This is a genomic window from Paracidovorax oryzae ATCC 19882, assembly GCF_000687165.1.
GTDB classification, from domain to species: domain Bacteria; phylum Pseudomonadota; class Gammaproteobacteria; order Burkholderiales; family Burkholderiaceae_C; genus Paracidovorax; species Paracidovorax oryzae.
Window position 1 is genome coordinate 58,950 of sequence record NZ_JMKU01000011.1, and the last position, 23,606, is coordinate 82,555.

Below are 23,606 nucleotides of genomic sequence, written 5' to 3' on the forward strand. Positions count from 1 at the left end.
CCCATCTTTCATTCATCACCCGGAGAGACCACCATGAACCGCGCCAAGAGGATGCTGCTGTCCGCCATCGCCTGCTGCCTGGGAGGCGCCGCGCTGGCTCCGGCCTTCGCACAGGAAGCCTACCCGGCCAGGCCCGTCACCCTCGTGATCCCGTTCCCGCCAGGGGGCGCCACGGATGTGCTGGGCCGTGTCATCGGCAAGAAGCTGGGCGATGTGCTCGGCCAGAGCGTGGTGATCGATAACCGCGCGGGTGCCGGCACGGTGATCGGGGCGTCCTACGTCGCCAAGGCCGCACCGGACGGCTACACGCTCCTGATGAGCTCGGGCACCACCTTCACCGTCAATCCGGCCGTGCGCGCCAAGCTTCCCTATGACCCCGTGAAGAGCTTCGAGCCGATCGGCATCACGGGGCGCACCGGGCTCATCCTGCTGGCCGGCAAGAGCGTGCCGGCCAACGACGTCAAGCAGTTCGTGTCCCTGGTCAAGGCCGCCCCGGACAAGTACTCGTATGGCTCCTTCGGCTCCGGCACCACGTCGCAGTTCGCCGGCGAGGCCTTTTTCCACTTGGCGGGCCTGAAGATCCAGCATGTGCCGTACAAAGGCAGTGCGCCGGCCATGGTGGACCTCATGGGCGGCCAGATTCCCTTCACGGTCGATACGGTCGCGGCCGCGATTCCCCAGCTCAAGGAAGGAAAGATCAAGGCCATCGCCGTCACTTCGGCCAGGCGTTCCTCTTTGCTGCCGGATGTGCCCACCCTGGCCGAGAACGGCTACGCGATCGACATGGATACCTGGCTGGCGATGGTGGCTCCTGCCGGCCTGCCGCCGGCCGTGAAGGCCCGCCTGGAGCGCGCGCTGGCCCAGGTCATGGAAGACCGAGAAACGCGTGAGAAACTGCTGGCCAACGGCTTCGAGCCGTCCTATGGTTCGGCCAAGGCGCTGTCCTCGCTCATCGAGAAGGAACTGCCCCTCATGCGTGCCGTGGCCCAGCGCGCCGGCATCACCGCCGACTGACCGGTTTCCATCCGGTATCCACGCTTCCAGGAGACAACGCCGCACCGCCAGGGCGGCGCACCATATGACACAGACCGCTGCTTCCTCCGCTTCCCTGGTCGAACTGACCGCCCCCGAGTTGCGCCTGCGGATCGCCCGCCGCGAGATCTCGCCCGTCGAACTGCTCGAGGCCTGCATCGCGCGCATCGAGGCCATCAACCCCTACGTGAACGCCATCACCGCCACGTGCTACGACCGCGCCCGGAACGAGGCGCGCGAGGCGGAGCGGGCAGTTCTGCGGGGCGATGTCCTCGGGCTGTTGCACGGCCTGCCGCTGGGCGTTAAGGACCTGGAGGCCACCCAGGGCCTGCTCACCACCTATGGCTCGCAGATCTACCGCGAGCACATTCCCGCGGAAGACAACGTGCTGGTCGCGCGCCTGCGCCGTGCCGGTGCGATCGTCACGGGCAAGACCAATATCCCCGAGATGGGCGCCGGCGCCAACTCCCGCAACACCGTGTGGGGTGCCACCGGCAATCCCTTCGATCCCCGCCTGAACGCGGGTGGCTCCTCAGGCGGCTCGGCCGCGGCCCTGGCGTGTGACATGCTGCCGGTCTGCACCGGCTCCGATACCGGCGGTTCCCTGCGCATTCCCGCGGCCAAATGCGGGGTGGTGGGGTTCCGGCCGTCGCCCGGCGTGGTGCCGAGTTCCCGCAAGCTGCTGGGCTGGACGCCGATCTCCGTCGTGGGGCCCATGGGCCGCACCGTGGAAGAGGCCTGCCTGCAGCTCGCGGCCACGGCGGGCATGTCGGCGGGCGACCCCCTCAGCTACCCGCTGGATCCCGCCGTCTTCCTGTCCCTGCCCGAGGTGGACCTCTCCACGCTGCGCGTTGGTTACACGGAGGATTTCGGGGCCTGCGCCGTGGACGACGGCATCCGCGCGACCTTCCGCGACAAGATCGCCGCCATGCGTCACCTGTTCCGCAGCTGCGATCCCATCGCGCTGGACCTGGGCGATGTCCACCGCTGCTTCGACGTGCTGCGCGCCGAGGCCTTCGTGGCGGGCACGCGGGAGGCCTATGAACGCGACCCCGCCAGCCTGGGGCCGAACACCCGCGCGAACTACGAGATGGGTGCGGCCATGACGCTCATCGACAGCGCCTGGGCGCAGGCGGAGCAGACACGCATCCTCGCGCGCTTCCAGCAGGCGTTCGAGTCGTTCGACGTGATCCTCGCGCCGACCACGCCGGTCTCGCCGTTCCCCTGGACCGAGCTGTACGCCAGCCACATCAATGGTGAACCGCAGGCCAACTACTACCGCTGGCTGGCCCTGACCTACGTCACCACGCTGACCACCCATCCTGCCCTCAGCCTGCCGTGCGGGCGGGATGGCCGCGACATGCCGTTCGGCCTGCAGGTGGTGGGCCGCTTCCGGGACGACCTGGGCACCCTGGCCATCGGCCGCGCGATGGAGCAGTCCTTCGCCGGTATCCGGGAGCTGCAGCGTCCACGGCCGGCGCTGGACCGGCTGGCCCCGGTCGAACCGGCGCTGACGTCGCTCGTGACCATCGCACCCGACGCACGCGATGCCCGGGGCGAGCCGCGCCGGGACGGCTCCGGCAGCCAGGGAACCGCCCAGGCCTCTGCGGTCTGACGGCCCTTGGTCGGATCGGCAGGAAAGGAATCGGCATGACCGAACTGGTGGACTTCCTCGTGGTGGGTGCCGGCATTGCCGGCGCCTCGGTCGGCTGGGAACTCGCGCATGCGGCGCCGGGCGCCAGCGTGCTCGTGCTCGAGCGCGAACCGCAGCCCGGCTACCACACGACGGGCCGCTCCGCGGCGCTCTTCATGGAAACCTACGGCACGCCGCAGATACAGGCGCTTACCCGCGCCAGCAGGGCGTTCTACGACCACTCACCCGAGGGTTTCGCCGAAGGCCCGATCCTCTCTCCCCGGGGCGTGGTGTACGTGGCGGGTCCGGACCAGCTCGACCTGCTGGATGCGGCGCTGGCGGACGCCCTGCAGCGTTCGCCGAACGTGCAGCGCGCCACCCGCGAGCAATTGCTGGAGTGGCTGCCGTGCCTGCGGCCGGAGGCGGTGGCAGCCGGCATGCACGAACCCGGTGCGGCCGATATCGATGTGCATGCCCTGCACCAGGGCTATCTGCGGGGGCTGCGCCAGCGGGGTGGCCGCCTGATGCCGGATGCCGGCGTCACCGCCATCGAAAGGCAGGACGGCGCTTGGCTGGTGCATCTCGCGTCAGGAGCCAGGGTGCGCGCTCGGGCCATCGTCAACGCGGCCGGTGCCTGGGCAGACGAGGTGGCCGCGATGGCCGGCATTCCCCCCATCGGCCTGGAGCCGCGGCGGCGAACGGCCTTCACGTTCCCGGTGCCGGCCGGCATGGACGCATCGGACTGGCCCGCCGTGGTGGGCATCGACGAGAGCTTCTATTTCAAGCCGGATGCCGGACAGCTCCTGGGTTCTCCCGCCAACGCCGATCCCACGCACCCGCACGACGTGGTGCCCGAAGAGCTCGATGTGGCGACCGGCATCTGGAACATCGAGCAGATGACGACCTTCCAGATCCGCAGGCCCTCGCACACCTGGGCGGGGCTGCGGTCCTTCGTCGCGGATGGCGACATGGTCATCGGCTGGGACAACCACGCGCAGGGGTTCTTCTGGTTGGCGGGGCAGGGCGGCTACGGCATCCAGAGTGCCTCAGGCGTGGCATTGCTGGCGCGCAACCTGTTGCTGGCGCAGCCGCTGGCGCCAGCATTGTCGGACCAGGGCGTGGAACCTGCGGCCCTGTCGCCGGCACGGCTGCGCTGAACAGGCTCCCCGGCCGGTCCTCGCGATCAGGCGTAGGTATTGACCTGGGTGCCCAGGGAGCCGGACGTGGCCAGCTGCTGGGGCTGGGGCAGGGCTTCCAGCATTTGGGCCGCGGAGGACTTCTGGATGTCCAGGGCCTTCTTCAGCACGGTGAGGTTCACGGCGTCCGAGGTCTTCTGACTGGCCATGGCGGTGGCGGTGTTGACGAGGGATTGCGAGAGACCTACATCCATGGACATCTCCTTGTGCAGCCTCCGCTGGGAGACCGATGGGCAAAAGATGCCTGTTTATCGGCCCATCGGCGCCAGGGCTTGAGCACTGTTACACCTCGCAGGCCTTTTTCCGGGTAAACCCGCGGTTCAATCCAGTGCGCTGGATCCGTAGGCATCGCAGGCGGAGAGATCGGAATCGCTGCCCTTGGGCAGCTGGCTGGCTGCATCGCGCAGTGCGGTCCGCAGTCCTTCCTCCAGCACCGGGTGGTAGAACGGCATGCGCAACATGTCGTGCACGGTCAGTTCCCGGTCCATGGCCAGCGCCAGCAGGTGGGCCATGTGTTCTCCGGCCGGGGCGCACATTTCCGCACCCAGCAGCCGGCCGGTGTCCCGCTGGGCGTAGAGGCTCAGGCGCCCGTGGTTGCGCTGCGCAACGCGGGCTCGCCCCTGCCGCGAGAAATCGACGGTGCCGGTCACCGATTCGTCCCGTGTCAGGTCCTTGTAGCGCCTGCCGACGGTCGCCGCGTTCGGTTCCGTGAACACGATGGACAGCGGCATGCGGCGGCGGAATCCGCGCACGTCGGGAGCCAGCGCATTGAGCCCGGCGATGTGCCCGTCGTCCGCGGCCTCGTGCAGCAGGGGACGGAAGTCGTTCGCGTCCCCGGCCATGAACACCGGCAGGTCGCCGACCTGCACCGTGCGCCGGTCCACCGGCGGCATGCCGTGCTGGTCCAGTTCCACTCCGAGCGTTTCCAGCCCGAGGTGCTCCACGTTCGGGCGCCGTCCCATGGCCGCGAGGACCTGGTCCACCACCACCGTCGCGTTGCCATTGGTGACCTCGATGCCCCCCGGAACCTCGCGCAGCGTCACCTCCTCGCCGACGTTCAGGACGAACTCCGATTTCAGCAGCTCCAGCAGCGTGTCGTTCACGGCGGGATCGGAGAGGCCGGCGATCTCCTTGCGGCTCGAGAACGCGGCCACCTCCACGCCCAGCCGTGCGAGTGCCTGGGCCATTTCCGCACCGAGGGGCCCCAGGCCGATGACCGCGATGCGCGGCCCCAGCCCGCGCTGCTCGAACAGGGTGTCGGTCGTGAGGATGCGGTCCCCGAAGGCCAGCCATTCCTCCGGCACGATCGGCCGCGAACCTGTCGCGATGATGATGCTGCGGGCGTCGTACACGTGGCCGTCCACCTCCACCCGGTGCGGCCCCATGAGCCGGGCATGCCCGGCAATGCCCAGGGTGCCGATGTCGGACGCCTTGCGCGCACCCGCCACGAAATCATCCCGCAGCGCGCGGATCCGCTCCAGCACGGCTGGAAGGTCCACCCCCAGCGACTGCTGCCCGCGGATGCCGAACGTATCGAAACTGTGGCGGCGGTGGAAGGCATCTGCGGCCTCGATGAGCATCTTCGACGGCATGCAGCCCACCCGGGCGCATGTGGTTCCCCACGGGCCGTCGTTCACGATCCGCACCCGCTCCGTGCGTTTGCGCACTTCGCGCAGCGCCGCGAGGCCGGCGGAACCCGCTCCGAGGATGATGACGTCCAACGTGTCGCTCATGGGCCTGGATCTCCTGCTCTGGTGTTTGACTCGGCAGGAAAGTGTCGGCGCGCGTGCGCGTGGGGGCATGTAGGCGGAAAGGCTGTCTTGTCCTGGCTGCAGCCCGGGCCGTGCCCGCTCTCAGGTATCGGGCCAGCCGGCCCGTCCCTGGGCGGCGTCGTCGATGCGCTGCCGGAACGCCGCGGCGCGCGGCTCGGCAATCGACAGGCGCAACAGTACCAGCGAACCGTGCTCCACGTCCTGCAGTTGGGCCCCCGCGGCCTCCACTTCGCGGCGCACGAGCCCTTCCAGCGCGTAGGGCACCAGGCACTGGAGGGTGGCCATGCGCTCCAGGGGCACCTTGTCTGCCTGGAGCAGGGCCTGGGCCACGGTGTCCGCATACGCCCGCACGAGCCCGCCGGCACCGAGCTTCACCCCGCCGAAGTAGCGCACCACGGTGGCAAGGACGCCTTCCAGGTCCTGGTGCCGCAACACCTCCAGCATGGGCCGGCCCGCCGTGCCCCCTGGCTCCCCGTCGTCCACCGCGGCCGACTGGCCCCCGGCCAGCAGAGCCCAGCAGACATGCGCGGCGCCCGGATGGTCGTGCCGCAGGCCGTCCACCACCAGCTGGGCAGTGGCACGGTCGGCAACGGGCTGCACGCAGCCGATGAAGCGGCTCTTCTTGATGACGAGTTCGCTGTGCGAAGGCGCTCGGAGTGTTTGCGGCATAGGGGGCGCAAGTGTAGGCGGACGGGCACCGTCGGCATCTCCTTCGTGGGCTTGATGCACGTCAACGGCCTCCCGCGCCGCCTTTCCTACGATAGGCCATCGCCGCATCGGCGGCATTGACTGAAGGAGAAACCCGACATGGCAAGACATTGGAAGGCATTGGCCCTGGCTCTGGCGCTGGGCGCCGGCGCATCCGCCCAGGCGGCGGACTGCAGCGTGGAAATCGAAGGCAACGACGCCATGCAGTTCAACAAGGCTGCCATCGCCGTACCCCAGAGCTGCAAGCAGTTCACCGTCAAGCTCAAGCACGCGGGCAAGCTGCCCAAGACCGCCATGGGCCACAACTGGGTGCTCAGCAAGGCATCGGATATGCAGGGCGCTTCGACCGATGGCATGGCGGCCGGCGCGGAGAAGAATTTCGTCAAGGACGGCGACAAGCGCGTCATTGCCCACACGAAGATCATCGGTGGCGGTGAAAGCGACTCGGTGACGTTCCCGGTCTCTTCCCTCAAGGCCGGCGAGTCGTATGCCTACTTCTGCTCGTTCCCCGGCCACTCGGCGCTCATGAAGGGCACGCTGACGCTTACGAAGTGACGCAGCGCCAGGACGGGGCAGCCGATGCCCTGTCCGGTGGCGGGAGCAGCCCATGCTCCGTGTGGCAGGGACGCCACGGCAGGATGGTTTGTCATGGAGGAAGCGTGCCGGCCTACAGGGGATTGGCGGCAGCCCCCCTTACGCTCCTCGAGGTATCCCCCGCATGAAGACCATGCGACGTTCCACGTCGCTACAGGAAGCCCGCCATGCTGTCCTTCAACCTGAGCTCTTTCGCGCTGCCCCGTCCATTTTCCGCGCTGCCCTTCCTGGGCGATGCCTCGGGTGTTTCACCCACCAAGGCGACCGAGGCACCAATAGCCCCGGCGGACGGCCGCCTCCTGGTGTCGGCCTACGAAGATCCGCCTGCGGACCTTGACGAGCGGGTGCGCGCCGTCGGCGAGTGGTGAACAGGGAAGGCCGCCTCGGCTTTTGAGCCCTCGGCGGAGTTCCCGTCTCCTCACCCCTGGAGGGCGGCGAACTGCATCGGCTGGGGCAGGGCGGCGTGCTGCGGCTGCAGCTTGAAGATCGAGACCGCCTGCACGAGATCCTGGGCTTGCTGCTGCAGGCTCTTGGCTGCCGCCGAGCTCTGCTCGACCAGCGCGGCATTCTGCTGTGTGGCCTCGTCCATGTGGTTCACGGCGACGCCCACTTGCGACACGCCATGGCTCTGCTCGCTGCTGGCGGCGCTGATCTCTCCGACGATGTCGCTCACCCGCTTGATCGAAGCCACTACCTCTTCCATGGTCTGACCGGCCCGGTCCACCAGCGCCGTCCCCGTCTCCACCTGCGTCACGCTGTCGGTGATGAGGGTCTTGATTTCCCGGGCCGCCTGGGCGCTTCGCTGGGCGAGGCTGCGTACCTCGCTGGCGACCACGGCGAAGCCGCGTCCCTGCTCGCCTGCGCGGGCTGCCTCCACCGCCGCATTCAGCGCAAGGATATTGGTCTGGAAGGCTATGCCGTCGATGACGCCGATGATGTCGGAGATGCGGCGCGAGCTCTGGTTGATTTCCCGCATCGTGTTCACGACCTGGTTCACGGCGTCTCCGCCCTGCTGCGCCACCCCGGAGGCCCCCTGGGCCAACTGGTTCGCCTGCTGGGCGTTATCGGCGTTGTGGCGCACGGTGGAGCTGAGTTCATCCATGGTCGCGGACGTCTGCTGCAGCGCGCTGGCCTGCTGTTCGGTGCGCATGCTCAGGTCGCCGGCGCCGGTGGCGATCTCCGCCGAGCCGATCGCGATGGAATCCGAGGCGCTGCGCACCTGGGTGACGATGCGCGCCAGGCTGCTCTGCATGCTGGCGAGGGAGGCCATCACGCTGCCTGCCGCCACGCCGCCAGCCGCGCCCAGCGGGGCCAGGTCGCCTTCGGCCACGCGCTGGGCGGCCCAGCCCAGTTCGGACGGCTCCGCGCCCAGGGCATTCGACAGGCGACGCGTGATGATCACGCCCGACACGATGGCCATGGCCACCGCGGCCAGGCAGGCGGCAAGCAGAACGTTCCGCTGCCGCACGAAGCTTTCGGCCGCGGCTGCTTCCGTCGCGTCCGCGCGCTTTCCGGCGTCGGTCACGAAATCCCCGGTCTTGCCCGTGAGCTGGGCGAGCAGAGGCCGGCATTCGTTGTTGATCTTGGTCACGGCGGCGTCCCGCTGCCCGGCCACTGCCATCTTCACGATGTCGCGGGCCACGGGGCCGTACACCGACTCGATCTGCTCCAGCCCGCCCAGCAGTTGACGCGTCGATGCCGGGGCAGAGCGATCCTGCTCGATCGCTTTCTTCAGCCCGGACAGGTTCTTCTGCACGTCTTCGTCGGCCTTGAGCACCAGGGCCAGTTCCTTGTCCGCTTCCTGGCGCTCGGTCACCAGCACCAGGTTGCGCACTGCGATCGCCCGGCGGTTCACCGCGCTGCGCAGACCGCTCGCAAGATCGGACTGGGCATTGATGCCTTGCACATAGCCCGTGAACGTCTGGTTCGCGTTGCCCAGCGAGTGGAGCGAAAGCACCGAGACGATGAGCACCATCACCACCAGGGCTCCGAATGCAATGCTGAGCTGGTTTTTGACGGTCATTGTGGCTTTGCGCATGGGGAGGTCTCCGTGGATAGATGTCGCGCTCCAGCAAGTGAACGCTGTGGTGAATTATTGCTCAATTTGAAAAAATTGATTTTAATGATTTCAATTGGCATCTTCAAGAAAAAAACTTTGCAATTTTTTACGAAAGTAAAGCAATGGCTGGATCACCGTGAAACCACGTCGTGACCGTGGTGGCCTGCGCAGCCCTGGGCGCTTCCAGGGGCGATCCCTCTAGAATCCAGGGCCCCGCCCCCACGCCATTCCAATGAACGCCCCTGTCGACGTTTCCTTTTTCGCGCGCGCCGCCAAGCCGCTGACGAGCTATCGTCCCTATTGGGCGAAGCGCTTCGGCACGGCCCCGTTCCTGCCCATGAGCCGCGAGGAGATGCAGCAACTGGGCTGGGACAGCTGCGATGTGATCCTGGTGACGGGCGACGCCTACGTCGATCACCCGAGCTTCGGCATGGCGGTGATCGGGCGCACGCTGGAAGCGCAGGGCTTTCGCGTGGGCATCATCGCCCAGCCCGACTGGCAGAGCGCCGAGCCCTTCAAGGCGCTGGGCCGTCCCAACCTGTTCTGGGGCGTGACGGCGGGCAACATGGACTCCATGATCAACCGGTACACGGCCGACCGGAAGATCCGCAGCGACGACGCCTACACCCCGGGCGACGTGGGCGGCAAGCGCCCCGACCGCGCTGCCATCGTCTACAGCCAGCGCTGCCGCGAGGCATTCAAGGACGTACCCATCATCCTGGGCGGCATCGAAGGCAGCCTGCGCCGCATCGCCCACTACGACTACTGGAGCGACAAGGTGCGCCGCTCCATCGTGGTCGATGCCAAATGCGACCTGCTGCTGTACGGCAACGCCGAGCGTGCGCTGGTCGAGGTGGCGCACCGCCTCGCCGCGCGCGAGCCGGTCGAGCAGATCACCGACGTGCGCGGCACAGCCTTCGTGCGCCGCCCCGGCGACGAGACGGCTGCCGGATGGTTCGAGATAGACTCCACGACGGTCGACGAGCCGGGCCGTGTCGAGGCCCACGTGAATCCCTACCTCACGACCAGCGAGCAGGCGGCGGCACAGGGCAGCAGCTGCAGCAAGGAGGAGGGCGCTCCCGCAGCGCAGGATCCGAACCCCGCGGTCCAGCCCATCCAGTTCGTCGCCAACCCGGCGCTCAAGACCAGGCTGAAAGTGCCACCGCGCGAAAAGAGCGTGATCCGCCTGCCCAGCTACGAGCAGGTGAAGAGCGACCCCGTGCTCTACGCCCACGCCAACCGAGTGCTGCACCTGGAAACCAATCCCGGCAACGCCCGCGCGCTGGTGCAGGCGCATGGTGAGGGCGCCACGGCCCGCGACGTGTGGATCAACCCGCCGCCCATCCCGCTCACCACGGCCGAGATGGACCATGTCTTCGACCTGCCGTATGCCCGCGGCCCGCACCCCAGCTACGCCGACGAGAACGGCAGCCACGACGGGGCGACGAAGATCCCTGCGTGGGAGATGATCCGCTTCAGCGTGAACATCATGCGCGGCTGCTTCGGCGGCTGCACGTTCTGCTCGATCACCGAGCACGAGGGCCGCATCATCCAGAGCCGCAGCGAGGACTCGATCATCCAGGAGATCGAGGACATCCGCGACAAGGTCAAGGGTTTCACCGGCACCATCTCCGACCTGGGCGGCCCCACGGCCAACATGTACCGCCTGGGCTGCCGCAGTCCCGAGATCGAGGCGGCCTGCCGCAAGCCCAGCTGCGTCTATCCGGGCATCTGCCAGAACCTCACCACCGACCACGGCCCGCTCATCAAGATCTACCGCCGGGGCCGGGCGCTCAAGGGCATCAAGAAGATCCTCATCGGCTCGGGCCTGCGCTACGACCTGGCCGTGAAGTCGCCCGAATACGTCCGGGAGCTGGTGCAGCACCATGTGGGGGGTTACCTGAAGATCGCGCCGGAGCACACCGAGCAGGGCCCGCTCACCAAGATGATGAAGCCGGGCATCGGCAGCTACGATCGTTTCAAGCAGATGTTCGAGCAGTTCAGCGAAGAGGCGGGCAAGAAGCAGTTCCTGATCCCGTACTTCATCGCCGCGCATCCGGGCACCAGCGACGAGGACATGATGAACCTCGCCATCTGGCTCAAGAAGAACGGCTTCCGCGCAGACCAGGTGCAGACCTTCTACCCCAGCCCCATGGCCACGGCCACGGCCATGTACCACTCCGGCCGCAACACGCTGACGCGGGTGCGGCGGCAGATGCGCGATGCGGCTGAAGAGTCCGTGGACATCGTGCGCGGGGAGAAGCGCCGCCGCCTCCACAAGGCCTTCCTGCGCTACCACGACCCGAACAACTGGCCCCTGCTGCGCGAGGCGCTCAAGGCCATGGGCCGGGCCGACCTGATCGGCAACGGCAAGCACCACCTGATCCCGACCTTCCAGCCGATGACGGATGGCAGCTACCAGAGCGCCCGTCGCAAGAACAGCACCACGGCGCCCGCCAAGGGGCCGGCGCCCGGCAAGCTGCTGACCCAGCACACGGGCCTGCCGCCCCGCGCGGGTGTCCGCTCTGGCCCACGCGCCGGTGGCCCATCGCCCGGCAAGCCGGCTGCCGGCCCGCGGCCGGGCGGTGCAGGGCGGAACAAGCCGCGCTGAAACGCGGTGCGCCGGCTCTCCTGCCGTGCGGCCGTACCGGGCACCCCGGCGGGCACTGCAACCCGGGTGCAAGACCATCAGGGGGCAGGCTGGGGTATGAGGTCTTCGATGATGAGGCGCCGGTAGAAAAAAGCCGCACTGGCGCCCAACGGCTCCAGGGCCGCCTGCAGCGATTCCGGGCTGTCATCCTCGTGCGGCAGGATCAGCAGCCCGTGGTGGCCCTGCGCCGCCAGATCGGCGATGCGGCGCACGATCACGCCTTCCGCCCCCACGCTCGGCAGCGGGGTATCGGCGTTGCCCAGGGTGCGCACCACGTGCTGCTGGATCGCGTCCGGCGGCGCATGCGACACATCGGCATACCCCTGGTCAGCCAGGGCCTGCGCCGCATCGCGGCCGGGCTGCTCCCCGGGGAAGAGGGCAAATACGTAGCCCGTGGGGTAGAACATGCCGGTGGGCGACGTCATGTCGGGATCGAGTGCGAACGGCTTCATGGGCTCACCTCTTGGGGGGCAAAGGATGCGCGCATGTCGGATCGCGCTGCTCCAGCCATTGGGCAATGCCGCGTTGCATCCGCGACGTAGGGCAATCCAGCGGCATGTTGTCGGACGGCGCCGACGTACCGGAGCCCGGATCCGGTCAGTCGATGGTATGCAGGGGGATATCCTCCTGTCGGGCCCAGCGGTCCAGTTCCTCCCGCCGGCGATGGCGCAGGAAGCTGGCAATGGCGTCCCGGGTCGATGCCTCGCGCGGGTCGGCATCCAGCGGAAGCCCGACCGCGCCGCACAGCCGGGCCATGAAGTGCGGCTCCAGGGCCGCCACCGCCACCCGCCCGTCCTTGCATCCATAGACGCGGTATCCCGCATGGGCGCCGCCCACGTCGCCGGCAGGCAGGGCCAGCCCCCAGGTCCTGGGCATCGCCAGCCACCGTGCCGCCGCCGCGAGCGCGATCTCGTGTTCCGTCCCCCGTCCGGTGGCATGCCTGGCGAGCAAGGCACGCAGCACCGCCTCGAAGGCCAGCAGGGCGCCCGCCATGTCGGCGTGCAGGCTGGTGGGCAGCACCTCTCCTTCGGGCAGAAGCCCCGCCTCTGTCTGGTAGGTGAGGTCGTGGCCGGGCTTTTCCGCGGCATCGCCATGGCCGCCCACGATCCGGACCAGCGACAGAGCAGGATGGCGGTCCTGCAAGGTGGGCCAGTCCAGTCCGAGCCGTTGCAGCGCCGAGGGGCGGAACGAGGTGATCAGCACATCCGTGGCTGCCAGTTCCTGGTGCAGCAGTTCCTGCCCCGCAGGCGCCTTCAAGTCGGCCTGGAGCACGCGTACGCCAACATGCAGCTCCGCATAGGCCTGCGGGCAATAGAGCGCCATGGGATCCGCGCTGGCCCGGCCCGCGGGTGCCGGCGGTTCAAGCTTCGTGCAGAGTGCCCCTTCGTCGCGGCACCGGGCCAGTGCCGCAGGTCCGGGAAGGTTCAGGGCGATGCTGAGGATGCGGGCACCGCCCAGTGCGCTGGTGGATTGGGGTGGAAAAGCCATGCCCCAGTATCGCCCGGACAGGGCAGGACGGCATGCAGTGCCATGCGCCCATGAAAAAGCCGCCCGGAGGCGGCTTCCTGCCCATGCCGGCGTCCGCGGGCGGTGCGCCGGCCGGGGTCACATCACCTTGGCGATCGACTGGCAGACATAGTCAATGTTCTTGCTGTTGAGCGCAGCCACGCACATGCGACCGGTATCGGTGCCGTACACGCCGAACTCGGTGCGCAGGCGAACCATCTGGTCCTTGGACAGGCCCGAGTAGCTGAACATGCCGATCTGCTGCGTGATGAAGGACATGTCCTGCTGCACGCCGGCAGCCTTGAGGCCGTCCACCAGCTTCTGGCGCATGGCCTTGATGCGCACGCGCATCTCGCCCAGTTCCTTTTCCCATAGGGCGCGCAGTTCGGGGTTGCCCAGCACCGCGGCCACCACCGCGCCGCCATGCGTGGGCGGGTTGGAATAGTTCGTGCGGATGACGATCTTCAGCTGGCTCAGCACGCGAGAGGCTTCTTCCTTGTCGGCGCACAGCACGGACAGGCCGCCCACGCGCTCGCCGTACAGGCTGAAGCTCTTGGAGAAGGAGGTGGAAACGAAGAAGCTCAGGCCGGCGGCCACGAACTTCTGGATCACTGCTCCGTCTTCCTGGATGCCGTGGCCGAAGCCCTGGTAGGCCATGTCGAGGAAGGCCGTCAGGCCCTGGGCCTTGACCACCGCCACCACCTGGTCCCACTGCTCGGGCGTGATGTCGTAGCCGGTAGGGTTGTGGCAGCAGGCGTGCAGCACGACGATGGTGCCGGGCGTGGCGGCCTTGAGGCTGGCCAGCATGCCCTCGAAGTTCACGCCGCGCTTGGCCGCGTCGTAGTAGGCGTAGGTATCGACCACGAAGCCGGCATTGGTGAACAGCGCGCGGTGGTTCTCCCAGCTCGGATCGGAGATCAGCACCTTGGCATCCGGGCTGACCTTCTTGAGGAAGTCGGCGCCGATCTTCAGGCCGCCGGTGCCGCCGATGGCCTGCACGGTGGCCACGCGGCCAGAGCTGACGGGCTCGCTGCCTGCTCCGAACACCAGCGACTTGACGGCATTGTCATAGGCGACGATGCCATCGATGGGCAGGTAGCCGCGTGCCGAAGGCTTGTCCATCATGGCCTTTTCCGCGGCCTGGACGCATTGCAGCAGGGGCAGCTTGCCGTTGTCGTCGAAATACACGCCCACCCCCAGGTTGACCTTGTTGGGGTTGGTGTCAGCAGCGTACTGCTCGTTCAGACCCAGGATCGGGTCGCGCGGTGCCATTTCGACGGCGGTGAAGAGAGACATGGAGTTTCCTTGGGGTATCGACGAAGGATGTCGGAACGGGAGACCGGGCCTGTTGTACTCTGCCAGGTCGCCCCGATTTTAAGGGCTCCACCTTGAGCCAGCCCATGCCAAAACCCATCGAAACCATGCCGGAGACGCGAGGCGAAGGCACCCTCGTGCGCTTCCCCGATTCGCCCTTCGAGCTCTACCAGCCCTATCCGCCGGCAGGCGACCAGCCCGCCGCCATCGACCAGCTGGTCGAGGGCGTGCAGGACGGCGAGGTGTTCCAGACGCTGCTGGGCGTGACCGGCTCGGGCAAGACGTTCACCATGGCGAACGTGATCGCGCGGCTCGGCCGTCCGGCGATCGTGTTCGCCCCCAACAAGACGCTCGCCGCCCAGCTCTACAGCGAGTTCCGGGAGTTCTTCCCGAACAACGCCGTCGAGTATTTCGTGAGCTATTACGACTACTACCAGCCCGAGGCCTATGTCCCGCAGCGCGACCTCTTCATCGAGAAGGACTCGGCCATCAACGAGCACATCGAGCAGATGCGGCTGTCGGCGACCAAGAGCGTGCTCGAGCGGCGCGACGTGGTCATCGTGGCCACGGTGAGCGCCATCTACGGCATCGGGGCGCCGGAGGACTACACCAAGATGCGCTTCATCATGCGCGTGGGCGACGAGATCAGCCAGCGGGACGTGATCTCGCGCCTGATCCGCATGCAATACACGCGCAACGAGCAGGATTTCGCGCGCGGCACCTTCCGCGTGCGCGGCGACACCATCGACGTGTTCCCGTCGGAGCACAGCGAACTGGCCATCCGCATCGAATTGTTCGATGACGAGATCGAGACCCTGTCGCTGTTCGACCCGCTCACCGGCCGCGTGCGCCAGAAGATCCCGCGTTTCACCATCTACCCCAGCAGCCATTACGTCACCCCCCGCGACAAGGTGCTGGCTGCCGTCGAGACCATCAAGCTGGAGCTGAACGAGCGGCTGGCCCAGTTCGTGGCCGAGGGCAAACTGGTGGAGGCGCAGCGCCTGGAGCAGCGCACCCGGTTCGACCTGGAGATGCTCAGCGAGGTCGGCCACTGCAAGGGCATCGAGAACTACACGCGCCACCTGTCCGGCGCCGCGCCCGGCGATCCTCCGGCCACGCTCACCGACTACCTGCCCCCCGACGCCCTCATGTTCCTGGACGAGAGCCACCAGATGATCGGGCAGCTCGCGGCGATGTTCAACGGCGACCGCGCGCGCAAGACCACCCTGGTCGAGTACGGCTTCCGCCTGCCGTCCGCGCTCGACAACCGGCCCCTCAAGTTCGAGGAGTTCGAGCGGCGCATGCGCCAGGTCGTTTTCGTCTCGGCCACGCCGGCCGACTACGAAAAGACCCACTCCGGCAAGGTGGTGGACCAGGTGGTGCGCCCGACGGGGCTGGTGGATCCCATCGTGGAGGTCCGCCCCGCCACCCACCAGGTGGACGACGTGCTGCAGGAGATCCGCGTGCGTGTCGAGCGCAGCGAGCGGGTGCTGATCACCACGCTCACCAAGCGCATGGCCGAGCAGCTTACCGATTACCTGACCGACAACGGCGTGAAGGTGCGCTACCTCCACTCCGACATCGACACCGTCGAGCGCGTGGAAATCATCCGGGACCTTCGGCTGGGGGCCTTCGACGTGCTGGTGGGGATCAACCTGCTGCGCGAGGGGCTGGATATTCCCGAGGTGTCCCTGGTGGCCATCCTCGATGCGGACAAGGAAGGCTTCCTGCGCGCCGAGCGCAGCCTGATCCAGACCATCGGGCGTGCCGCGCGCAACTTGAACGGCCAGGCGATCCTCTATGCCGACCGCATCACGGATTCCATGAAAAAAGCCATCGGCGAAACGGAACGGCGGCGCGCGAAACAGATCGCACACAACGAAGCCCAGGGAATCACGCCACGGAGCATCGTCAAGCAGGTCCGCGACCTGATCGACGGGGTCTACAGCGAGAAGACCGGCCGGGAGGCCGAGCGTCTCGAGCAGGAGTCCCTGCGGCGGGCCCAGGTCGAGGACATGTCCGAAAAGGACGTCGCCCGCGAAATCAAGCGGCTGGAAAAGCAGATGCTGGAGCATGCGCGCAACCTGGAGTTCGAGCAGGCCGCCCGGGTGCGGGACCAGCTGAACCGGCTGAAGGCGCAGGCCTTCGGCGCCAGCGGGGCCGACCAGGCGGCCTGAAGGAAGAAAGAGGGCGCCGCCTGGGCAAAAAGGTGACTGATGGGTTTTGTTACCCGACAAAAACAATAGGGTTTTGTGCTATACTTGGGCGCAACACTCAAGAAAACAGCCCACGAAGAAGGGCTCCCGTGCTCCCCGCCCACCGGGGCTTCGCGCGGGAGTGTAGGGGCGGAGACGAGCCGGCAACCTCTGCGGTATGCCCACTGCCATCGGGTTCCGGCATTTCTATAACGGACAAGCTAGCAAAGGAGCTTGCGATGCGTCTCACTACCAAAGGCCGTTTCGCGGTCACCGCCATGATCGACCTGGCCCTCCGCCAGAACAATGGTCCCGTCACACTGGCGGCCATCAGCCAGCGCCAGCAGATCTCGCTGTCGTACCTGGAGCAGCTCTTCGGCAAGCTGCGCCGCCATGAACTCGTCGAATCCACCCGCGGCCCGGGCGGCGGCTACACCCTGGCCCGCAAGGCGGCCGACATCACCGTCGCCGACATCATCGTGTCGGTGGACGAGCCCATCGACGCCACGCAATGCGGCGGCAAGGAAAACTGCCTGGGCGAGGCCGGCCGCTGCATGACGCACGAGCTGTGGGCATCCCTGAACCAGCGCATGGTCGAGTTCCTTGATTCCGTCACGCTGCAGAAGCTGGTGGACGACCAGATCGCCAAGGGCGTGCAGATCGAGGACAAGCCGGTGGTCCGCCGCGCCATTTCCACGACGCCGGTGGTCAAGCCCATCCGCGTGAATGCGCCCAATTCCGTGTTCGCCCTGGGCAACGCATTCGCCAAATCCTGAACCCGACGGCCCGGGCGACCCCGGGGTTCGGGGCCGGCTCCGCCAGGGTCGATCCCGTCGCCACGATTCGCCAGCCAGACATTTACTGAGCCAGCCATGGACATGACACCGCATTTCCCCATCTACCTGGACTATGGAGCCACGACGCCGGTCGATCCGCGCGTGGTGGACGCCATGGTCCCCTGGTTGCGCGAGCACTTCGGCAACCCGGCGTCGCGCAGCCATGCGTGGGGCTGGGAAGCCGAGGAGGCCGTGGAAAAGGCGCGTGCCGATGTCGCGGCGCTCATCCATGCGGACCCGCGCGAGATCGTCTGGACCAGCGGCGCCACCGAGTCCAACAACCTCGCCATCAAGGGCGCGGGCCAGTTCTACAAGGGCAAGGGCAAGCACCTCATCACCGTCAAGACGGAGCACAAGGCCGTTCTCGACACGATGCGCGAGATGGAGCGTCAGGGCTTCGAGGTCACTTACCTGGATGTCCAGGAGAACGGCCTGCTCGACTTCGAGGTGCTGAAGGCTGCCATCCGCCCCGACACCATCCTGTTGAGCGTGATGTTCGTCAACAACGAGATCGGCGTCATCCAGGACATTCCCGCGATCGGCGCGCTGTGCCGTGAAAAGGGCGTGATCTTCCACGTCGATGCGGCACAGGCCACCGGCAAGGTGGAGATCGACCTGCAGACGCTGCCAGTGGACCTCATGAGCCTGGCTTCGCACAAGACCTACGGCCCCAAGGGCATCGGTGCGCTCTATGTGCGCCGCAAGCCCCGGGTGCGCCTGGAGGCGCAGATGCACGGCGGTGGGCACGAACGCGGCATGCGCTCCGGCACCCTCCCGACGCACCAGATCGTCGGCATGGGCGAGGCCTTCCGCATCGCCCGCGAGGAAATGGCGCAGGATCTGGAAAAGGCCCGCGCGCTGCAGAAGCGCCTGCTGGACGGCCTCTCCGACATCGAGCAGGTGTTCGTCAACGGCGACCTCGAGCGCCGGGTGCCGCACAACCTCAACATCAGCTTCAACTATGTCGAAGGCGAATCGTTGATCATGGGCATCAAGGGGCTGGCGGTGTCGTCCGGCTCGGCGTGCACGTCGGCGAGCCTCGAGCCCAGCTATGTGCTGCGCGCCCTCGGCCGCAGCGACGAACTGGCGCACAGCAGCCTGCGCATGACGATCGGCCGGTTCACGACCGAGGAAGAGATCGATTTCGCGGTGTCCTCCATCCGCCACAACGTCGCCAAGCTGCGCGAATTGAGCCCCCTGTGGGAAATGTACAAGGATGGCGTGGACATCAGCTCCATCCAATGGGCTGCCCACTGATCCCGGCAGCCGCGAAGAAGTGAAAGGCAGGTAGAAATCATGGCTTACTCCGACAAGGTCATCGACCATTACGAAAATCCCCGCAATGTGGGTTCGTTCGACAAGAGCGACGATTCCGTGGGCACCGGCATGGTGGGCGCCCCCGCCTGTGGCGACGTGATGAAGCTGCAGATCAAGGTGAACCCGGAAACCGGCGTGATCGAGGACGCACGCTTCAAGACGTACGGCTGCGGTTCGGCCATCGCATCCTCTTCCCTGGTCACCGAGTGGGTCAAGGGCAAGACGCTGGACGAGGCCGCGGCCCTCAAGAATGCCGAGATCGCCCAGGAACTGGCACTGCCCCCGGTCAAGATCCACTGCTCCATCCTCGCCGAGGATGCGATCAAGGCTGCCGTGCAGGACTACAAGGCCAAGCATTCGGCCCTGGCGGGAGCCTGACCGGCCATGGCGATCACTCTCACGGAAGCCGCAGCGCGGCACGTCAGCCGGTACCTGTCCCGCAGGGGCAAGGGCCTGGGCGTGCGCCTGGGGGTGAAGACCACCGGTTGCTCCGGCCTGGCCTACAAGCTGGAGTATGTCGATGCGCCCGAACCCGAGGACGTGGTCTTCGAGGACCACGGCGTCAAGGTACTGATCGACCCGAAGAGCCTGGCCTATATCGACGGCACGCAGCTGGATTTCGTGCGGGAAGGGTTGAACGAAGGTTTTCGCTTCAACAATCCCAACGAGCGCGACCGCTGCGGTTGCGGGGAAAGCTTCCGCGTCTGAGCCGTCCGGCACTCCGGGCGTTTCTGCCGGCATTGCCCGGCATGGACCACGACGAACCGCCATCGCAGGTGTGCTGGCGGTTTTTTTCTTGACATGAACCTGCAATCCGACGATTTCGAGCTTTTCGACCTGCCCAGGCGTTTTACCCAGGAGCGTGCGGCGATCGATGCCCGCTGGAAAGCCCTGCAGCGGGAAGCCCACCCCGACCGTTTCGCTGCGCAGGGCGCGGCGGCCCAGAGGGTGGCCATGCAATGGTCCGTGCGCATCAACGAGGCCTACCAGCGGCTGAAGGATCCGATCCGCCGGGCAGCCTACCTGTGCGAACTCCATGGCGCACCCATCCAGGCGGAGGACAACACGGCCATGCCGGCGGCATTCCTGATGCAGCAGATGGAGTGGCGCGAAGCACTCGACGAGGCCGCGGACGGGGCTGCCATCGACCGCCTGGAGGCGGAGGTGCGGCAGGCCCGTCGCGATGCACTGGATCGCTGCGGCGAACTGATCGACGTGCGCCAGGACTATGCGGCCGCTGCGGGTGCCGTCAGAGGCCTTATGTTCATTGAGCGCTTTGCGCTCGACTTCGATCGCCGCCGGGAGCAACTGGAACAATAACTCCCTTGGCTCCTTTCGCAGGCCCGCGTGGCCTCGCGCGTTTTCCATTCTCCGGACCGGCCCGCCCCGCATGGTGCGCCTTCCCGTCCGGCTTGCCCCTACCACCACCATGGCGCTTCTGCAGATTTCCGAACCCGGCCAGTCCCCGAATCCTCACCAGCGCCGCATCGCGGTCGGTATCGATCTCGGGACCACCCACTCCCTGGTCGCCGCCGTGCGCAACGGCGCCGCGGAATGCCTGCCGGACGCCGAAGGCCGGCTGCTGCTGCCGTCCGTGGTGCGCTACCTGCCCCAGGGTCGCCGGCAGATCGGACATGCCGCCATGGGAGCGCGGTCGGAAGACGCCGCCAACACCCTGGTATCGGTGAAGCGTTTCATGGGCCGCGGACTCAAGGACATCGACCATCCCGAGCGCCTGCCCTATGCCTTCGTGCCCGGCCAGGACGGCGACATGGTGGCGATGGAAACCGTGGACGGGGTGAAGTCCCCCGTCGAAGTGAGCGCGGAAATCCTGGCCGAACTGCGCCACCGTGCCGAGGACACGTTCGACGATGACCTGTACGGCGCGGTGATCACCGTGCCAGCCTATTTCGACGACGCGCAGCGGCAGGCGACCAAGGATGCAGCCCGCCTGGCGGGCCTGAACCTGCTGCGCCTCATCAACGAACCCACGGCGGCGGCCATTGCCTACGGCCTGGACAATGCCAGCGAGGGCGTCTATGCGGTGTACGACCTGGGCGGTGGAACCTTCGACATCTCCATCCTGCGCCTGGCGCAGGGGGTGTTCGAGGTGATCGCCACCGGTGGCGATTCCGCGCTCGGCGGCGACGACTACGATGCCGCGCTGGCGGAGTGGGCGTTGCAGCGGCTGGGCATACGGGCTGAAAGCGCGCAGGACAAGGCGGCTGCGCGCATCGCGGCCCGGGCGTGCAAGGAGGGGCTCACGGCCGTGGAGAGTGCGCTGTTCTCGGCACGCATCGGCGGGAAGGAGGTCCGGCTGGACGTGCTGCGGGGTGATTTCGATGCCATCACCTCGTCGCTCACGGAGCGCACGCTGGCCGCGGTGCGCCGGGCCCTGCGGGATGCACGCCTGCAGCGGGAGGACATCCAGGGCGTCGTAATGGTCGGCGGGTCCACCCGCATGCCGCAGATCCAGCGCGCGGTGGCCGCGTTCTTCGGCACGGAGCCCCTGAACAACCTGAATCCGGACGAGGTGGTCGCCCTGGGCGCCGCCATCCAGGCGCACCAGCTCGCGGGCAACGACCCGGCGGGCGACATGCTGCTGCTGGACGTGATCCCGCTGTCGCTGGGCATCGAGACGATGGGAGGGCTCGTGGAGCGCATCATTTCGCGCAACGAGACCATTCCCACCGCCAAGGCCCAGGATTTCACCACCTACAAGGACGGCCAGACGGCCCTGGCCATCCATGTGGTGCAGGGCGAGCGGGATCTGGTCGCGGACTGCCGCAGCCTGGCCCGCTTCGAGCTGCGCGGCATCCCGCCGATGGCGGCGGGGGCGGCGCGCATCCGCGTCACTTTCACGGTGGATGCCGATGGCCTGCTGGGCGTGAGCGCACGCGAGCAGAGCACCGGCATCGAGGCGCGGGTGGACGTCAAGCCGTCCTACGGCCTGTCCGATGACCAGATCGCACGCATGCTGCAGGAAGGCTTCGCCACGGCGGGCGAGGACATGCGCGCCCGTGCGCTGGTCGAGGCCCGCGTGGAGGCGGACCGCATGCTCATGGCTACCCGCACGGCGCTGCAGGCCGACGGCGATATCCTGCCGCCGGCCGAGCGCCAGTCCATCGATGCGCTCGTGCAGGCCCTGGAGGCGGTGCGCGAGCATGAAGATGCCTCCGCCATCGATGCCGCGACCCAGGCCCTCGCCAAGGGGACGGAAGCTTTCGCCGCCCGGCGCATGAACCGGGGCATCCAGCAGGCGCTGGCCGGCAAGAGCGTCCAGAGCCTCTGAGACACCAGAACATCCTTTCAAGCCAGCCCACGACATGCCTGTCATCAAGATACTGCCCCATCCCGAATACTGTCCTGCCGGCACGGAGGTGAACGCGCCCGCGGGGACCTCGATCTGCGAAGCCCTGCTGGACAATGGGATCAAGATCGAGCACGCCTGCGACATGAGCTGCGCCTGCACCACCTGCCATGTGATCGTGCGGCAGGGCTACGAGTCGCTCAACGAGGCCGAGGAAGAGGAAGAAGACCTGCTCGACCGGGCCTGGGGGCTCGAGCCGCAGTCGCGGCTGTCCTGCCAGGCGATCCTTGCGCAGCAGGACGTGACGGTGGAGATTCCGAAGTACACCATCAACCATGCCAAGGAGAACCACTGATGCAGGCCCAGGCTGAATCCCGCCCGGTCGGTACCTCGGCATGCGCAGGAGCACTGGCATGACGCGGCAGATCGTTCTCGATACCGAAACCACGGGCCTGTCCGCGGAAGGCGGCGACCGCATCATCGAACTGGGATGCGTGGAGCTGTTGAACCGGAAGCTGACCGGCAACAACCTGCACCTGTACTTCAACCCGGAGCGCGACAGCCACGAGGACGCGCTGAAGGTGCACGGCATCAGCAACGAGTTCCTGAAGGACAAGCCCAAGTTCGCCGAGGTGGTGGACGAGATCCTGGAATACCTGCAAGGCGCGGAAATCATCATCCACAACGCGGCCTTCGACGTGGGCTTCCTGAACAAGGAGCTGGAGCTGACGGGTCGCCCCGCGTTCACGAGCTATGTCGAGAGCGTGACGGACACGCTGGTGATGGCCAAGGAGATGTACCCGGGCAAGCGCAACTCGCTGGACGCGCTGTGCGACCGGCTGGGCGTGGACAACTCCGGTCGTACGCTGCACGGGGCGCTGCTGGATGCGGAACTGCTGGCCGATGTTTACATCAACCTCACCCGCGGCCAGGATGCGCTGCTGATCGCAGACGACGCGCAGGAGGGTGACGAGACCGCCGTGCGCCTTGCGCCCGTGGACCTTTCCGCCTTCACGCTGCCGGTGCTCCTGGCCAGCGAGCAGGAACTGGCGGCGCACGACGAGGTGCTGGCGCAGATCGACAAGGCCAGTGGCGGCAAAACTATTTGGAAAATTTCTTCGGACAGCCAAAAAGCTATGCCATAATCATGGGCTGCCGCAACAACGGCACTGGGGTGATTAGCTCAGCGGTAGAGCACTGCCTTCACACGGCAGGGGTCACATGTTCGATCCATGTATCACCCACCAGTTTTGCTCCGATGGGACGCCTTGCAGGCGGTTCTTCGGAAAGGGTGATTAGCTCAGCGGTAGAGCACTGCCTTCACACGGCAGGGGTCACATGTTCGATCCATGTATCACCCACCATTCCAGACCCCTTGCAGGCCCTGCCTGCAGGGGGTTTTTGCTTTGTGCGAGCTTGGCTGGCCAGGCGTTGCCCATGGCGCCGAGGGTGACTGCTCCTCGGCCACAATCCGGCTTTCTTCC

At 67.0% G+C, this 23,606-nt stretch carries 22 protein-coding genes and 2 tRNA genes; 17 read left to right on the plus strand and 7 right to left on the minus strand.

Features of this window, described 5'->3' with window-relative positions; translation table 11 throughout:
• Nucleotides 1-33 precede the first annotated feature (33 nt).
• The 3 genes from T336_RS0110925 (at nucleotide 34) to T336_RS0110935 (ending at nucleotide 3,822) form a co-directional block, all read left to right on the plus strand.
• Nucleotides 34-1,014: a Bug family tripartite tricarboxylate transporter substrate binding protein gene (locus tag T336_RS0110925; protein ID WP_019703212.1), complete on the plus strand. Its 981-nt coding sequence runs from the start codon at nucleotides 34-36 to the stop codon at nucleotides 1,012-1,014.
• Nucleotides 1,015-1,078: 64 nt separating this feature from the next.
• A complete protein-coding gene (locus T336_RS0110930; RefSeq protein WP_026432570.1) occupies nucleotides 1,079-2,647 on the plus strand; it encodes an amidase in 1,569 nt (522 codons plus the stop codon).
• A 35-nt stretch (nucleotides 2,648-2,682) separates the two neighbouring features.
• The gene (locus tag T336_RS0110935) at nucleotides 2,683-3,822 is read left to right on the plus strand and encodes an NAD(P)/FAD-dependent oxidoreductase (protein ID WP_019703210.1); all 1,140 of its coding nucleotides are present in this window, start codon (nucleotides 2,683-2,685) and stop codon (nucleotides 3,820-3,822) included.
• 26 nt (nucleotides 3,823-3,848) lie between these two features.
• On the opposite strand, the gene T336_RS0110940 is transcribed toward T336_RS0110935, so the two are convergent.
• The 3 genes from T336_RS0110940 to T336_RS0110950 form a co-directional block, all read right to left on the minus strand.
• Nucleotides 3,849-4,055 (minus strand): YjfB family protein, encoded by a 207-nt coding sequence (locus tag T336_RS0110940; protein WP_026432571.1) that lies wholly within the window; start codon nucleotides 4,053-4,055, stop codon nucleotides 3,849-3,851.
• 126 nt (nucleotides 4,056-4,181) lie between these two features.
• Nucleotides 4,182-5,594: a dihydrolipoyl dehydrogenase gene (locus tag T336_RS0110945; RefSeq protein WP_026432572.1), complete on the minus strand. Its 1,413-nt coding sequence runs from the start codon at nucleotides 5,592-5,594 to the stop codon at nucleotides 4,182-4,184.
• 120 nt (nucleotides 5,595-5,714) lie between these two features.
• On the minus strand, nucleotides 5,715-6,302 hold the full coding sequence (locus T336_RS0110950; protein WP_019703207.1) for an IMPACT family protein: 588 nt from the start codon (nucleotides 6,300-6,302) through the stop codon (nucleotides 5,715-5,717).
• A 138-nt stretch (nucleotides 6,303-6,440) separates the two neighbouring features.
• On the opposite strand from T336_RS0110950, the gene azu reads away from it, so the two are divergent.
• Nucleotides 6,441-6,896 (plus strand): azurin, encoded by a 456-nt coding sequence (gene azu, locus T336_RS0110955; RefSeq protein WP_019703206.1) that lies wholly within the window; start codon nucleotides 6,441-6,443, stop codon nucleotides 6,894-6,896.
• A 206-nt stretch (nucleotides 6,897-7,102) separates the two neighbouring features.
• The gene (locus T336_RS0110960) at nucleotides 7,103-7,303 is read left to right on the plus strand and encodes a hypothetical protein (RefSeq protein WP_019703205.1); all 201 of its coding nucleotides are present in this window, start codon (nucleotides 7,103-7,105) and stop codon (nucleotides 7,301-7,303) included.
• A 50-nt stretch (nucleotides 7,304-7,353) separates the two neighbouring features.
• Here the strand turns inward: T336_RS0110960 and T336_RS0110965 are convergent, their stop codons facing one another.
• A complete protein-coding gene (locus T336_RS0110965) occupies nucleotides 7,354-8,973 on the minus strand; it encodes a methyl-accepting chemotaxis protein (RefSeq protein ID WP_026432573.1) in 1,620 nt (539 codons plus the stop codon).
• Nucleotides 8,974-9,226: 253 nt separating this feature from the next.
• Between T336_RS0110965 and T336_RS0110970 the strand changes: the two genes are divergently transcribed.
• Nucleotides 9,227-11,605, plus strand: a complete 2,379-nt coding sequence (locus T336_RS0110970; protein WP_026432574.1) for a YgiQ family radical SAM protein — start codon at nucleotides 9,227-9,229, stop codon at nucleotides 11,603-11,605.
• A gap of 77 nt (nucleotides 11,606-11,682) precedes the next feature.
• On the opposite strand, the gene T336_RS0110975 is transcribed toward T336_RS0110970, so the two are convergent.
• The 3 genes from T336_RS0110975 to T336_RS0110985 all read right to left on the minus strand — a co-directional run bounded on the left by T336_RS0110975 (nucleotide 11,683) and on the right by T336_RS0110985 (nucleotide 14,446).
• On the minus strand, nucleotides 11,683-12,096 hold the full coding sequence (locus tag T336_RS0110975; protein ID WP_026432575.1) for a hypothetical protein: 414 nt from the start codon (nucleotides 12,094-12,096) through the stop codon (nucleotides 11,683-11,685).
• Between the two features lie 145 nt (nucleotides 12,097-12,241).
• A complete protein-coding gene (locus T336_RS0110980; protein ID WP_035225746.1) occupies nucleotides 12,242-13,132 on the minus strand; it encodes a CoA transferase in 891 nt (296 codons plus the stop codon).
• Nucleotides 13,133-13,249: 117 nt separating this feature from the next.
• Complete coding sequence (locus T336_RS0110985; RefSeq protein WP_026432577.1) at nucleotides 13,250-14,446, minus strand: amino acid aminotransferase; 1,197 nt, start codon at nucleotides 14,444-14,446, stop codon at nucleotides 13,250-13,252.
• 104 nt (nucleotides 14,447-14,550) lie between these two features.
• On the opposite strand from T336_RS0110985, the gene uvrB reads away from it, so the two are divergent.
• From uvrB to T336_RS0111040, 11 genes are all read left to right on the plus strand, one after another.
• A complete protein-coding gene (gene uvrB, locus T336_RS0110990) occupies nucleotides 14,551-16,641 on the plus strand; it encodes an excinuclease ABC subunit UvrB (protein WP_026432578.1) in 2,091 nt (696 codons plus the stop codon).
• A gap of 257 nt (nucleotides 16,642-16,898) precedes the next feature.
• Nucleotides 16,899-17,435 carry a Fe-S cluster assembly transcriptional regulator IscR gene (iscR, locus tag T336_RS0110995; protein WP_011795546.1) on the plus strand — a complete coding sequence of 179 codons (537 nt, stop codon included), beginning with the start codon at nucleotides 16,899-16,901 and terminating at the stop codon, nucleotides 17,433-17,435.
• A gap of 96 nt (nucleotides 17,436-17,531) precedes the next feature.
• Complete coding sequence (locus tag T336_RS0111000; RefSeq protein ID WP_019703198.1) at nucleotides 17,532-18,752, plus strand: IscS subfamily cysteine desulfurase; 1,221 nt, start codon at nucleotides 17,532-17,534, stop codon at nucleotides 18,750-18,752.
• Nucleotides 18,753-18,791: 39 nt separating this feature from the next.
• Nucleotides 18,792-19,190, plus strand: coding sequence for a Fe-S cluster assembly scaffold IscU (iscU, locus tag T336_RS0111005; RefSeq protein WP_011795548.1), 399 nt, complete (start codon nucleotides 18,792-18,794; stop codon nucleotides 19,188-19,190).
• A gap of 6 nt (nucleotides 19,191-19,196) precedes the next feature.
• Nucleotides 19,197-19,520, plus strand: coding sequence for an iron-sulfur cluster assembly protein IscA (gene iscA / locus T336_RS0111010; protein ID WP_013595176.1), 324 nt, complete (start codon nucleotides 19,197-19,199; stop codon nucleotides 19,518-19,520).
• 93 nt (nucleotides 19,521-19,613) lie between these two features.
• Complete coding sequence (hscB, locus tag T336_RS0111015) at nucleotides 19,614-20,132, plus strand: Fe-S protein assembly co-chaperone HscB (protein ID WP_026432579.1); 519 nt, start codon at nucleotides 19,614-19,616, stop codon at nucleotides 20,130-20,132.
• Between the two features lie 109 nt (nucleotides 20,133-20,241).
• Nucleotides 20,242-22,104, plus strand: a complete 1,863-nt coding sequence (gene hscA, locus T336_RS0111020) for a Fe-S protein assembly chaperone HscA (RefSeq protein ID WP_026432580.1) — start codon at nucleotides 20,242-20,244, stop codon at nucleotides 22,102-22,104.
• A gap of 34 nt (nucleotides 22,105-22,138) precedes the next feature.
• Entirely contained in the window at nucleotides 22,139-22,477 is a 339-nt protein-coding gene (fdx, locus tag T336_RS0111025) for an ISC system 2Fe-2S type ferredoxin (protein ID WP_019703195.1), read from the plus strand.
• 58 nt (nucleotides 22,478-22,535) lie between these two features.
• Nucleotides 22,536-23,267: a DNA polymerase III subunit epsilon gene (dnaQ, locus tag T336_RS0111030; RefSeq protein WP_026432581.1), complete on the plus strand. Its 732-nt coding sequence runs from the start codon at nucleotides 22,536-22,538 to the stop codon at nucleotides 23,265-23,267.
• A 27-nt stretch (nucleotides 23,268-23,294) separates the two neighbouring features.
• Nucleotides 23,295-23,369, plus strand: a tRNA-Val gene (locus T336_RS0111035).
• Nucleotides 23,370-23,411: 42 nt separating this feature from the next.
• Nucleotides 23,412-23,486 (plus strand) — tRNA-Val (locus T336_RS0111040).
• The last annotated feature ends 120 nt before the right edge of the window (nucleotides 23,487-23,606 follow it).